Origin of the sequence: Ahrensia sp. R2A130 (assembly GCF_000179775.1) — a bacterium.
Taxonomy (GTDB): Bacteria; Pseudomonadota; Alphaproteobacteria; order Rhizobiales; family Rhizobiaceae; genus Pseudahrensia.
This window is the reverse complement of the sequence record NZ_AEEB01000014.1, coordinates 71,518-85,573: the sequence shown is the minus strand read 5'-3', so window position 1 is coordinate 85,573 and position 14,056 is coordinate 71,518. Positions and strand designations below refer to the sequence as shown.

General features: G+C 54.7%; 9 protein-coding genes. 6 read left to right on the top strand and 3 right to left on the bottom strand.

Features of this window, described 5'->3' with window-relative positions; genetic code table 11:
• Window positions 1-40: 40 nt before the first annotated feature.
• The 3 genes from R2A130_RS08500 to R2A130_RS08490 form a co-directional block, all read right to left on the bottom strand.
• Window positions 41-982 (bottom strand): hypothetical protein, encoded by a 942-nt coding sequence (locus R2A130_RS08500; RefSeq protein WP_009464643.1) that lies wholly within the window; start codon window positions 980-982, stop codon window positions 41-43.
• Window position 983: 1 nt separating this feature from the next.
• On the bottom strand, window positions 984-2,240 hold the full coding sequence (locus R2A130_RS08495) for a GNAT family N-acetyltransferase (RefSeq protein WP_009464642.1): 1,257 nt from the start codon (window positions 2,238-2,240) through the stop codon (window positions 984-986).
• A gap of 156 nt (window positions 2,241-2,396) precedes the next feature.
• Window positions 2,397-4,301 carry a DEAD/DEAH box helicase gene (locus R2A130_RS08490; protein ID WP_009464641.1) on the bottom strand — a complete coding sequence of 635 codons (1,905 nt, stop codon included), beginning with the start codon at window positions 4,299-4,301 and terminating at the stop codon, window positions 2,397-2,399.
• Window positions 4,302-4,561: 260 nt separating this feature from the next.
• Between R2A130_RS08490 and R2A130_RS08485 the strand changes: the two genes are divergently transcribed.
• The 6 genes from R2A130_RS08485 to R2A130_RS08460 all read left to right on the top strand — a co-directional run bounded on the left by R2A130_RS08485 (window position 4,562) and on the right by R2A130_RS08460 (window position 13,836).
• A complete protein-coding gene (locus R2A130_RS08485) occupies window positions 4,562-6,751 on the top strand; it encodes a caspase family protein (RefSeq protein ID WP_009464640.1) in 2,190 nt (729 codons plus the stop codon).
• A 2-nt stretch (window positions 6,752-6,753) separates the two neighbouring features.
• Window positions 6,754-10,011 (top strand): CHAT domain-containing protein, encoded by a 3,258-nt coding sequence (locus tag R2A130_RS17545; RefSeq protein WP_009464639.1) that lies wholly within the window; start codon window positions 6,754-6,756, stop codon window positions 10,009-10,011.
• Entirely contained in the window at window positions 10,008-10,271 is a 264-nt protein-coding gene (locus R2A130_RS08475; protein WP_009464638.1) for a hypothetical protein, read from the top strand. The genes R2A130_RS17545 and R2A130_RS08475 overlap by 4 nt, the downstream gene beginning before the upstream one ends.
• Window positions 10,272-10,310: 39 nt before the next feature.
• The gene (locus tag R2A130_RS08470) at window positions 10,311-11,363 is read left to right on the top strand and encodes a serine protease (protein WP_009464637.1); all 1,053 of its coding nucleotides are present in this window, start codon (window positions 10,311-10,313) and stop codon (window positions 11,361-11,363) included.
• Between the two features lie 163 nt (window positions 11,364-11,526).
• Entirely contained in the window at window positions 11,527-12,237 is a 711-nt protein-coding gene (locus tag R2A130_RS08465; protein ID WP_009464636.1) for a hypothetical protein, read from the top strand.
• 135 nt (window positions 12,238-12,372) lie between these two features.
• Window positions 12,373-13,836 (top strand): S1C family serine protease, encoded by a 1,464-nt coding sequence (locus tag R2A130_RS08460; protein WP_009464635.1) that lies wholly within the window; start codon window positions 12,373-12,375, stop codon window positions 13,834-13,836.
• Window positions 13,837-14,056: the final 220 nt, after the last annotated feature.

Below are 14,056 nucleotides of genomic sequence, written 5' to 3'. Positions count from 1 at the left end.
ACCGAGCGAAAGCCCGAAGAGCTTACAGCGTAAGCACAAATCAAGCGCTCTTTTTCATATCCTCTTCCATCGGCGTCATCCCGTCGACGCCCTTCGGGTCGAGCCAGAAACTCGGCACACGGACGAATTCATCGGCCTTGTTCAGGTTAAGTTTCTTCCACGCCAGCGCGAGTGCAGCTTTCGGGTAGACCGACAGACCATCGCTTTTCTGTGAAAGCTGCGTCGCACCGAATCTCTTGCGCAGCACACCGTTGGCATAATTCACCGCGTAGCTGTTGCGCACATCGCTGGTCCAATGTTCGGTGGTGGCTGAAATATTCAGGCAGTTCTCGTTGACGACACGATGCGGTCCGTTCAACCCCCAATTCAGCGCCTCGCCTGCTTTGAGCAGGAATTTATCAGCGTGATCATCAAAGCTCGGGTCGTATTTGATCTCCTCTTCAGTATCGCCGAGGATGATGCCCTCCAGTGCGCGCTGCGGGAGGAAGGGTTCGCGGTTAGGGTAGATGTAAACCTGCTTCTCGCCATGGAGCTGCCACAGCGACTGACCGGGCACATCAGCGTGGTAGAACACTTGCACTTCCGGCGACGAGATCAGCACGCCGAGCGATTTCTTGAACGGTTTGAACTCAGGCATCTCGCGGCTGAATTCGCTGTAGAGATCGTCAAGCAACTCGCTATATTCAGGCGCATAGTCCTGAATGCGTTGAATGTTCAGCCACATTCGGCCTTTCTCAATGGTGTCGATAACGGTCTTGCCGCTGTTTTCCCCGATCAGACCGTAGCGCCAGACCGGATTCGATGGATCACGCCCCATTGTGTTGAGGCCGTAGTGTTCTTGCGGCGTCTTATCGATGAGTTTCGCAAGCGCCGCCTTATCAAACAGGCCCGACGAGTGAAGCCGGTGCTGAAACAGAGACGTTTGTTCACCGAACTGTTTGGAAAACTGCGCATTCCAATCTGCGAGAAGTGGTTTTGTCATTTTAGCCTCCTTGGCCTGTTTGAAATGAGGGTTTGTTTTGGTCCGAACCGCGCAGGCTATGGATGAGCTCACGCAGGCGCACGATGGGTCGCTTCAGGCCCGGCCCCATGTTCTGAAAAACGCGGTAGAATGACGGGCGGAGCTGCCGAAGCCAAAGCGCAGCATAAATATGCCCTTTCATCGAAAGCGGCACGGCTACGGAAACCAGCGGAATTTCATGGTTCGTCTGATGCGATTTATATTCGGACGAACCTAGAAAATCGTAGGTATGAATGCCCTGCTCGACAGCCCATTTCCGCGTCAGGCCGATCTGGATCGTTCCGACAGAGCGGGCCGCCCATTCGGGGTCATAAGCACCGAGATAAGAATAGTAGTGCCGCCCTTGAACGAAGCCGACCTCTTTGGCGACGGACTGTCCACCAACGCGTAGAACAAACATTATCGCGCCTTGCACAGGCTGATCAGCGGCGCCTCGTTCCATTGGTAAATCAGCAAGTTGGGCGTGCAATCGCTCGTCGCGGTCTGCCGCAAGTGGTTGGCCCTTATCTTCCAGCCAGCTTCGCTTCCATTCCATCGCAAGGCGCAGAGCGTTCTTATATTGCGTCTCGCCACCGTGAAGAACTTCCAACTCGACCTCACCGTGCCGGGCAAGACGCTTCATCTTGGTTTTCTGGTTCTTGCGCGACTTGGCCGTCATCGCAGCGTCAACATCCTCGGGCTTTTCAAAGCCGCTAAGGTCCATCACCATGGTCGCGTTTTCTGGATTGAACGTGATGCCGGACGATTGCGTTTGAGGAACCAGCGCAGAACTGGCAGGCAGATCATCGAAAAGCACACAGTCGAAACGGCTCTGCTTGCGCAGCCCGGCCATCCACTCTTCCACGACGGTTCGATCCATCATAGCCTGGTCGATCATACAACCTGAATATTGGCCTTCAGGCGCGCCGAGCGCGACCAGATTATTGAGACCATATTTTCGCTGGCTCATCAGCGGAACGATACAAACGAGCCGATCGCCTTGCCACAATGTCTGGGTGTGAAGTTCAGGCTCTTCGCCCGTGGCGTTCACAGCAGCACGGCACCAAGACAAGCACCAGTCAGCGGACTGGAAATAGCTAAGAGGGTCGGTCTGCCGATGGGCAAGATCACGCCACTCGTCGGCAATTGCCTCCAGTTCATCAACTGAAGTGATTGCGCGCGCAACGATATCATCGCCTACCTGATCATTCGTTGATGTTGTCTTGCCCTTTTGGTGCATCTCTCTACCCGGCTGCCGTGTCCCTGGCGGCAAGGTGGAGGAGAAAGACGAACGAGACCCTTAACTCGAAACAAAAGCACGATTCACGGTTAAAGGCGTGGAAACCTTGTTGCAGAAAGTGGCCCCTATCGTTTGCGGGCAAACTCGGGTTTGGAACTACTTGGCTTTGGGTTTTGGCTTGCCAGCACCCTTGGTTTTCCATTTCGGCTTCTTGAACGGCTTTGGTTTACCTTCGCCTGCAGCATCAGCAGCGCCCCCTGAAGCCTTCGGCTTTTTCTTGAAGGGTTTGGCACCCGCTTCTGCGCCGCGTTTTTTGAAATCACCCTGCTTTTTGAAAGGCGCGTCGCCGTCGGCAGACCGGCCTTTTTTAAACGGCTTCTTCTCGTACGGTTTTTTCGCAAATGGTTTCTGCGGCGCAATGTCTGGCACCCCGTCAACAGGCGTAACCCGAATGTTTTTTTCCAACGTCGCATTGGCACCGAGTGCATTCATAAAATCATCGGCGCGGTCCGCATCAAGTTCCACAAAGGTTTCAGCAGGCTGCATTCGAATCGACCCGATATCGCTTTTGGTTAAACCGCCAGCGTTACAGATAAGCGGAATGAGCCAGCGAGGCTCTGCATTTTGCTTGCGGCCAACGGAAAGCGAGACCCAGACCGAATTTTCGAAGTCGCGGCGCGGCTTCTTTTCAAACGTCTTCTGCTTGCCCTCACTGCGCTCGTATTTAGGTTTGTTGGGCTGGTGAACGGATACGATTTCGATATCTTCCGGCGCGGAGTGATCGGCACGGACCTGCCGAAGATAAGCCGCTGCAATCTGTTCCGGCGAGAACTGTTCCAGTAGTTTGGCGATCGTAGCTTGCTCATCAGCCTTTGGCGGTTCGGACAAGGCCGGGCTGGCCAGCATACGCTCTTCATCGCGACCATACACATCATCAGCCGATGGCGGGTTGGCCCATGTTGCATCAAGCTTGGCAAAGCGCAGCAAACGCTCCGCACGGTTGCGGCCCTTCACATCAACCATCAAGGCACTAATACCCTTGCGCCCTGCCCGCCCTGTACGGCCACTGCGGTGCAGCAGCGTTTCAGGATTAGATGGCAAATCCGCATGGATCACGAGTTCAAGCTTGGGCAAATCGATGCCGCGCGCGGCAACGTCGGTGGCAATACAGACTTTGGCACGTCCATCACGCAAAGCTTGTAGCGCATGGCTGCGCTCGTTCTGGCTCAACTCACCGGACAGCGCGACAACGGAAAAGCCACGATTGGTAAAGCGCGCAACCATATGATTGACCGAAGCGCGTGTGTTGCAGAACACCAATGCGTTTTCAGGATCGTAATAACGCAGCACGTTAACAATGGCGTTTTCGCGCTCACGCGGTGCGACAACCAAGGCGCGGTATTCAATGTCTGCGTGCTGGTCGCGCTCTGCTTCCGTGGTGATGCGAACCGCATCGCGCTGGTAACTTTTGGCAAGGCCTGCAATCGCGTTCGGCACGGTGGCCGAGAACATCAGCGTCCGACGTTCTTCAGGTGCCGCTTCGAGAATGAATTCCAGATCTTCCTTGAAGCCGAGATCAAGCATCTCGTCAGCTTCATCCAGCACAACAGCCTGCAACTGGCGGCAGTCCATCGCACGTCGTGAAATATGGTCGCGAAGACGGCCGGGCGTACCGACGACAATATGAACGCCCCGCTCAAGCGCCCGCCGTTCGGTGCGGATATCCATGCCACCGACACAAGACGTGATGACAGCACCAGCATCTGCATAGAGCCATTCCAACTCGCGACAAACCTGAAGTGCCAGTTCCCGCGTTGGTGCAATCACCAATGCCAGTGGCTTATCAGCTGGTCCGAAACGTTCTTCGCCATCCAACAGTGTCGGCGCAATGGCGATACCAAAGGCGACAGTTTTACCAGACCCCGTTTGCGCTGAAACCAGCAGATCTGCGCCGTCCAACTCGGTGTTGGAAACAGATTGTTGGACGGGTGTTAGGGTTTCATAGCCACGCGCTGCAAGCGCCCGTGCGAGGGGTCGGGCAATACCCGTAAATTCGGTCATTGGTCGGTCTTTCGAAAGGTCGGGCGCAGAGCGGAAGAGGTGTGGGACAAAACATCCACGAAACGAACGTCAGGAATGCACCGCGCAGACGGCAACTGATAGCGATGCCAACCGCACTTTCATAGGGGCTGGATACACGAAGCCTAACTAAACATGACAGCGTTTGTCAGTTGATAGTGTCAACAACGCTTTGTAGCATTCCAATTGAGACCAAGAACAATCCGGCTCGGGCAGAGCTTTTAGGCATGGGGAATTAGAACATGGCGACCCTAAAGAAGTTTGTCGTTGGTGGAACGATGGCACTTTCCGTACTTATAACTGGTACGAACGACAGCGCGTGGGCGCGCACGAACCATGCCCTTTTGGTTGCAGTGTCCGACTACCCCAATCTCGACAAACAGTTCTGGCTCACCGGACCGCGCAATGATGCCCAGCTTGTTCGTAGCTTTTTGCTGACCAACAACTTCACCAAATTCGAACCCAGCAACGTCATCACGCTGGCAGACGGTGTCGAGGGTGCAGGCGCGCCAACATTGCAAGGCATTCGTGATGCAATGAAGCGCATTGAAGGTGAACTGGAACCTGGTGACTTCGTCTATCTCCACTTCTCCGGCCATGGCTCGCAGGCACCGGCAATCAACCCCGACAGTGAATTGGATGGGCTGGACGAACTTTTTCTACCCGCCGATATCGGCCCATGGAACGACACCGTCGGCACCGTAGAAAACGCGCTGGTGGATGATGAAATCGGAACGATGATCGATTCCCTGCGAAAAAAGGGGGTCACGGTTTGGGCAGTTTTTGACTCTTGCCACTCCGGCACAGTCACTCGCGGCACACCGTCCGGCTCAGGGGAAGACCGCGAAGTCTCGCGAAAACTCACCGCTGATGCTCTCGCCATTCCCGACAACCGTATGGTTGAAGCGGACCAAGCCACCACGCGCGGCACCAGCACGAAGAAGTTGGAAACCTCAGCATTGGTGGAAGGCATTAGCGGTTCGGCAGAGGGTAAATTTGTCGCTTTTTATGCAGCACAGACCAATGAAACGACACCGGAAATGCGGTTGCCCGCAGGTAAAAAGGGCCGCCAGTCCCACGGTCTGTTCACCTACACACTCTTCGAAACACTCGCCCAATCCCCCGGCATCACTTACCGTCAGCTGGGCCAAGAAATCTTGCGCCGCTACTCCACAACCTACCGCGTTCAGCCAACCCCACTTTTCGAAGGCGACCTTGATGGTGGCGTCTTCGGACAGGATGGCGCGGAGGCTGTTCGCCAGTGGCAACTCACGCAAGGCGGCCCAACACTCACCATCCCAGCAGGGCAAATTCATGGCCTTTCCGTTGGCGACGAACTGCTGTTGATGAACAGCCCAGCGGACGCAGACGATGCTGCGGTGGCCAAGCTAACGGTCTTGGAGACAACATCACTATCCTCCACAGTAGAACTGGCAGGAGAAGCATTTATCGACCTCCCCGAATTCGCCCACGCTCGCCAAACTACCAGATCGCTTGACTTCGCACTTAAGGTGGCTCGTCCTGACCTCGGCACCTTAGCCGACGACAAGCGCGCTATTGTCGAAGCTGCCATCGAAACGATTGCAGCTAATCAAGAGTCCGGTCTGCGGCTCGAGCTGGTAGCTGCTGGCGAACCTGCCGATTTGCGTCTTGCTGCTCCTAGTCTGTCGGAACTAGAAACGCTGGCCGGAGCGCCGATCGCACTTCCCGGCGGTACAGAACATATCTGGTTGCTACCACCAAGCGGTGCGATCACAGTGGAAGGACATACGAAAACATTCTCAATTGCCCTTCGAGACCCCAAAACGAACGACGGTCTGATACGATCCACTGATGATGTTGCTGCGATCTTGTCCGACAGCCTTGCCCGCATAGCGCGCACCAACAACCTACTGAAACTCGGCGATGTGACTGCACCGGGTGAGCTTGATCTCGTTGTCAAATTGAAGACCCGTAAGGGCAAGGGACAACCGTTCAGCAACCTCGACCCTGCTGCCGTTGCTGCGCTCGTACCTGGCGACGAGGTGCATTTCGAAGCGCAAAACGCCTCAACCAGCCCTCTCGATCTTAACGTGCTGTACGTCGGCTCCGACTACTCGATCAGCTTCATGTGGAATGGTCGCATCAAACCTGGCGAGACGCTTAAAAAAGGGCTGTTGCGTATCAATGATAAATCTTTCGGCCGCGAGAAACTGCTGCTCATCACCACGCAAGCCACACCACAAAGCACGGTCGCGGACCTCAGCTGGCTGACGCAAGGCGCCCTAGAGCGCACGCGGGCAGCTGACACAGAAATTAACAGCTTCAACGGCCTGCTCCGCCAATCCGGCTTCGGCACCACCACACGCGGTGCCGCGCCACTGGATGATGAAAAAGAGGGCGGCACCGGCAATATCGCCCAGATCGAAATTCAAACAGCGCCGGCAAACTGACCATGCGTTTCCTGCCTCATCCTCGCGAGAATATATGTTTCGCTCTTATTCAGTTGGCGTTGTTGATTTGTTTGATCGCAGGACAGGTTGGCATAGCGCAAGCCGCAGTAGACGACGATGATCTGGGCCATGCTCGTGTTTACTACACGATGCTAGACGAAGTGCAGGACGCCTATTTTCGCAACGAATCTGACGTGTTGATCGAACGTTATCAGCACCACCAAACCAAGGTTCAGGAAACGCCAACAAACGATTTTGAAATCGCTCGCGTTCTGCATTTCTACGGCTTATCAGTGCGCTTCTTCCGATTGCTCGGTGATCGAGAGAACGCCGAGAAATCGTTCAACAACGGCGTGGCATTTCTATCTCAAATCAAAGATCAAGCATTAGCAGACCTGCTCGAAGCCCGTTTAGTCGTCGAGCGCGCAGAGCTTGATGTTCTCTACGGTCGGCCGCGTGAAGCTATAGACTACCTGTTGAGAATATCAGCCGAGCTTCGGCCAAACTGGGTATCGATCCTCGCGAATCCGATCTTCGATTGGGATGATTTAAAAGCTGCGGACCCAGAGCTGGCAGCTCTTGCGACAAGTGCTGCGAGCGCCGCCAGCCTACTTATGCTGGAGGCGGCAACTGCCTTGGAGCGAGCTGAAGAAGCGTTAGAGTTATTGGGTGAGACTGCAGACGACCCCGCTTCGCGGCCCAATTTACTGATCGCCCATCTGAGGCGCACCAATGCGATGTCGCTCCTATCCGATCCGCAAACATCTGCTGCGATGTCCACTTTCCTGAATATGTTCATCGGCAAGAACGCCACCCGCCCCTTGCTGACCGTACAGTCGGTTCATGAGTTCGGTCCCTATCTGATGGGTGAACAGGCCGCTTCCCACACCGCAAACATGGCGTGGCGCTTGATACAAAAAGCAGAGCTATCACCTCAACACCCGGTAGTTCTCAACGGCCAAATGTCCCTTGCCTTCGCCGATGACACGATTGGCAAGACCAAGGAATCCTTCAACCGCTATCTGGCAGTCATGAACACAATGCGCGCTGGCGGCGCAGCTGAGTCTATCATGATGGCCGACGTTTTCATGGAGCTGGCGCGCACGCTGGCGATCAATGGCGAGCCCGATGCTGCACGGGAACTTGCAGAAGCATCCGTCGATATGAGTGGCAGATTGGGTTCAACAAATACCGAGCTTTACTCCATCCGCCAGCTTGATCTGGCAACCATCTACAGCGCCATAGGATTAAATATTCAGGCAGGCGAACTGCTTGTAGAAAATGAAAAACGAGTGATGAATTCGCAGACAACCTCCGGTGTTAAAGCCTCCAAAATCGCCAGCCTAGCGGCAACCGCTCAGCGCATCGGTAAAGGAGATCAAGCGCTATCTTTGTACCGTTTGGCTATCAAAGAAATGGAAAACGCTGCCATACGGGGCGTGGCGGACCTGCCTATCATTAATGGCTATGCCAATCTGCTGCTTGAGCAAGATGAGCGGGAAGACGCGCTAACCGTATCACGCACCGCAATCGCCAGACTTCAGGAAATTGTCGCGCAGGAAAAAAGCATCTTGGGTCTGCAGCAATTCGACCCGGAAGCAAACCGCCGAATGCGGGTTTTCCGCAATGGCAACAAACCCCTGTTCTCACGCCTCATGGCTCTTTTGGTCGACCTTCCGCAGTCATTAGCTGTGGCGGACGAGGCTTTTCAGGCTTCACAATGGGCCAATGGCAGCCGCGTCGAAGACGTCTTGTTTCGCGTCAACCAACGTAACGGTGTCGAAGACGAAGGGTTGCGCGATCTGTTGCGCAAACAACAGGACCTCAACACAGGCCTTATGAAGGTTGCGAAGCGCATCGATACAATGCGCGCGCAAGGGAAAATGGAAGCCAATCCGGAATTGGTTGCGCTGGACGGCCAATCGCGAAACATCCTCTTGAAAGTCTCACAGGTCGAGGCGGAGCTACGCAAGCGCTTCCCTGATTTTCAGGAGCGCGCGAGCATCGACACGGTTTCGATAAAAGAGATCCAAAGCAGACTGGGCGAAGAGAATGTTGTGCTGTCGTATTTCCAGACCGAGAGCAGAGTTTTCGGCTGGGCAATCAGCACAAACGGGTTTGCATTTCGCAAGCTCACACCTTCCACCGTAGAACTGGCAGCCTCCATCAAGACGCTGCGGGCCTCTATTGAAACCAGCGCCACTGTTCGCGGCGCAGACTCCCTTGATGAAGGAGTAAGCAACGCCGCAAAGGGCTATGACCGTGCTTTGGCATACGCTCTTTACAAGCAATTAATGGAGCCGTTTTCTAAAATCACCAAAGGACGCGGCGTCATCCTGCATCAAGCCAACGGCGCGCTTTCATCTCTTCCTTTGTCGCTCTTAATATCGCAACCGCCTTTAGGCGAAGATACTGACGCGGAAGCGTTACGTTCTTCGGCTTGGCTCATCCGCGACCACGCCTTCGTTACACTTCCATCCATCAGTTATATCGCTGGACCGGAAGCTCAATCGAACGGAGCCGACACTACGAAAAGCGATGGTCCGCAACTCGTAGCGTTTGGCGCACCTGTGTTGGGCGGAATAGCAGGAGCTACGAGGGCGCTAGGAAATGCAACGGCGCTTTTCGATGGCGAACTTGCCAATGTCGAAGCGGTTCGCGCGCTCGCTCCGTTGCCCAACACAAAACGCGAACTGGAAAGCATAGCCAAGGCACTGGATGCACCATCATCCACATTGAAATTGGCTGAGGAAGCAAGCGAAACTGCAGTTAAAACCACCGCGTTCATAGGTGCTGATGTGGTCATTTTCGCAACTCATGGCCTTGTCGCAGGAGAACTATCGGGCCTAACGGAACCAGCCCTTGTGTTCACTCCACCAAAGAAAGCCAGCGAAGAAGACGACGGATTGCTCACCGCTTCGGAACTGGCACTGCTTGATCTTGATGCCGAGTGGGTGATTTTTTCAGCATGCAATACGGCTGCGGGAGATGGATCGAACGGCGCCGAGGGACTGTCTGGATTAGCCAGTGCAGCGCTTTATGCAGGCGCACGGTCATTGCTGGTTTCGCACTGGCCAGTGTTGGACGATGCCGCTGCAGACCTCACCATAAACACGTTGCAAGCGCAGCGGCAGAACAATAGCCTATCTCGCGCAAAAGCACTGCAGAAAGCTATGCTCAAACTTATGGATGACAAGTCGAAGCCCGCATATGCGCACCCCGCAGCTTGGGCACCATTCGTATTGGTTGGCACTCAATGATCCTGAACATCGTCATCGTTATTTTGGTCGGATGGATGCTGCTCGGCGTCTTCGCAGCCATCAACATATTACGCATTATCGTGCCATTGATACGGAAGTTCGAGGATACCGCTCTGCCAAGCAATCAGACCATGATGCAAAAAATCAAGGACAGCGGGCAGACCAAGTTTTTTCGAAAATACACAACGCTATTCGCCATCGCATTTGCGGGGTTAATCGCAACATTCCCTTTCCTGCTCGTGGGCAAATCCATGAGTTAAATTCAACCGTCTCATCGCTTACAAATCAAAGGACCAATCATGTTGAAGACACTTGCAAAAACCTGCCTCGCCGCCACAGCTCTAACACTTTACCAGCCGGCATATGCACAATCCGCCTTCAATTATGACGCGGAAGCCAGCGACATAATAATGCCGTACGATCGCGCAGGCAGCGCAGAGAAACAGGCCTTCATCGACTCCGAGACCGAAGAAGAAACAAGCCGCGTCGTTAACGGCCAGATTGCAGAAAATGGTGCATGGCCTTGGCAGGTCGCGTTGATGAAAACCAACAAAGACCGCACCCGTTTGGGCCAATTCTGCGGCGGATCTCTCATTCAGGACACGTGGGTTCTAACCGCAGCACACTGCGTTATCTCGATGACGAAGGAAGGGCCGAAGCTCGTTGATAAAGACACAGTTCGCATCCTCGCCGGTACCAACAAGATTGCCAACGGACAAGGCGACCTCGTTCCTATCGAAGCGATCTATTCTCACGAGGGTTACAACCCCAACGGCTTCGACAATGATATTGCGCTCATAAAACTCGCCCGCAGACCGCAGACGAAGTACAGCACCATCTCCATTCCCTCCGGTGAATTCGCCGACGTGCTCGAGCGCCCGGGCATCCCGACAATAGTCACAGGTTGGGGCCTGACGGAAAGCGGCAAACCATCAAGCGATCTGCGTGAGGCGACCATCCAGATGATCGACCGGCAGGTGTGCAACCGCGCCATCGTGAACCAACGCGCCCGCGGTGCCGTGAAAGCCTTTTCATTGGCCGCACAACAGCTGGGTCTGAGCGGCAAGAATGCGCAAGCTGCATGGCTGGAGATTGTCTCCAAGGCCCCACGCCCTATGAGCGAAAACATGATCTGCTCCGGCTCACCGCAAGGCCCAAAGGGCGCATGCTCAGGCGATAGCGGCGGACCATTGGTCGTGAAATTGAACAACGGTAGCTACATCCAGGCGGGCGTTGTGTCGTGGGGAATGGCCGCGCGCAATGGCAAAGGCTGCGATGTGAAAGCGCAATTTTCCGCCTACACTCGCGCAGGCAACTACGGCGATTGGGTGCTGAACACGTTACAAAGATAAGTATCAACACAGATGGCCTCATCTCGTGCGGCCATCTGTGTTGGCTTAGGCGCATAACGGAATTTGTCATCTATAACGAATGTCGGCCCACATTTCCGACTGGTAGATATTCACTACAGCGACCCCGCCCCGGGATACGCACAAGTGATGGAGACTAACTGGAATGACGAAATTGAAGAGCACTTTTTTCGCAACAGCCGCCATTGTTGCGGTATCTGTAGCAACTCCCACGCTATCGTTCGCGCAGGACCAGACTGGGCTGAACCAAGTTCAGACCGGCAAAATGGTCGACACAGGTCAAAACGCGATCTCCACCGCTTATGACCTCTATGCCTACGGCACAGAAAACAACGACGCGCTGGCCGTCATTGCAGCTGCCAAAATTATCGCAACGACACCGGTGAGCGACTCAGAAATCGAGGTCGAAGAAAAAGTCGAAGACGGTGCTGACACCACGGAAGAGGCCGACAAGACAACCGCTCCCACAACACTGGAAGATATGCTGGCCACCGCGAGCAAACTTGCCGGTGACAACGAGACTTACAAGGGACTGATCGAAGATGTGAAGGCAGAACAACCACGCGGTCGTCTGCGCGGTCCCGGTCGCCTCGTGAAGGGCTTACTTGCCGGTCGCACCCACATTATCCGCGACACGTTCGAGGGCGGTAGTCTGGCGCAGGTCACTTTAATCGGCGATGGCGACACCAATCTAGACATGGTTGTGCTGGATCAGAACGGCAACACGGTCTGCAAGGACCGTTCCTACTCAGACAAACTGCGTTGCAGCTGGTATCCGCGTTGGACGGGCACTTTCTCCATCGGCATCCGCAATCAGGGTCGCATCCGCAACACCTATGTGCTGCTGACAAACTAAACGAAGATCAGCGCCGCCTGTCTCCATAGCTCGGGCGGAGCACTTCGACTACGTCACTGCCGAAAATCAAACCACACATCGCGCTTGGCCTGCCCACGCGATCAATGACACACGTCTGCACTTAAGGAGCGCACCATGCCGTCCAACAGAAGAGGTTTCCTAACCGGCGGCGTACTGGCCGGAAGCGCGGCACTCGTCGCACCTGCCATGTCAGCGCCACGGCCGCCGAAATACTTGCCGGAACGTTCGCCAGATGCGTTGTTTCCTGAAACGGTTCTCAATTTCGAACTCAAAGAATTGGAACAGGCGCGGGCAGCCGTGGTCGAAGTTTTTCCGAACGATCCAAGAGGTGTATCGCATCCTGCGAGCCTTGGAGGTTACGGCTCGGGGTTCTTTTACGCGATCGACAACATCATAAATGCCGCCCGCTACACACCGGGCTTGATCATCATCACGAACAGCCACGTGGTTGCTGGAGCAGAAACTGTTTGGGTGCGCACCTTCGAGGGGCAGGTTTTAGAGGCGACAGTGCAGATTGATGATCGTGCAAGCGACGTTGCCATTCTTGATCCACACATCCAGACTGGGGTTTCGACACTAAAATTGTCAAAATCCAAACCAAAATTCGGTGACCCAATCGCAGCCATTGGCGCTCCACTGGGCTACGCTAGTACCGTTACGCGCGGTTTCATCAGCAACATTGATGTAGCCTTCCGTGACGATGACCCAGTCGACTACATCCAGCATGATGCCGCGATCAATCACGGCAGTTCCGGCGGACCGTTGGTGGACGCAAACGGTGAAGTTGTCAGCATGAACACAGCAATTCCAGACGAGACTTCGAGCTTCGCCGGCATCGGCCTCGCAACACCGGTCAGCCACATTGAACGCGCGCTGTTTCGTTTTCACAACGGACAGCAAACTGCGCCGTCACTGGGTCTGCAACTCCAGCAAATTTCGCCCTCACTGGGCGCAACTATCGGCTGGACGAACCGCGCAGGCTTGCTGGTATCGGCAGTGGACTACAGCAGCCCAGCTGGGGCAGTAGGGATCAAAGTCGGAGACGTCTTGGCGGAAGCAGATGGAACCCGCTTCAACAGCTTGCGAGATTTGGGAAAACTACTTTTGGACAAGTTGCCCGGTCAAAAATTGAAAGGGCTAAAGGTGCACCGGCTTAGCTCTGGCAAGCTGCAAAAAGAAGCCCATTTCATTAAACAGCTCACCATTGGAGAGCAGAAAATCCAGACCAAGGTTTCCGCTAAAGAGCGCCCGTCTAGGAGCGAGCGAAGCTTGCCACACGGCCTCATCGTCGAGAAGCAAGCTGACAAAACATCCATAGTTACGACAGTCGCAAAAAGCTCAGCAGCTGAGTTGGGTGGGATTGTGCCCGGTGACACCGTTGAGATGTTTGCCATGCATCATGGGCCGACAAACGATGACATAGAACGCTTGTGGAGCGAGGCCACTGCAGAAGCTCTGCCGGTGCTTATGCGTCGCGGAAATGATCGACCGCTGTTTGTTACGCTGCCACGCAAATCCACAAGCGATGAAAGTAGCCATCAAGGCAATTCGACAGATGAAATTTCAGCAGCCTATTAAGCCACGCCACTAAGGCACGATGAACTTCGGCGCATCGACACCTGGAGCGAAAATGGTTAGTTTCCCCGCCTGAGAAAACCCGCGAGTGCTGGTAAGGTAGCCTTGGAAGACGAGGCTTAACTCCAGCGCATGGCAACCGGTTTCATCTTTAGGTCGACTTGCTCGACCGACAGATTCAACAGCATTGGCACATAGTTCAATTATCCTCGATCGAAGCATC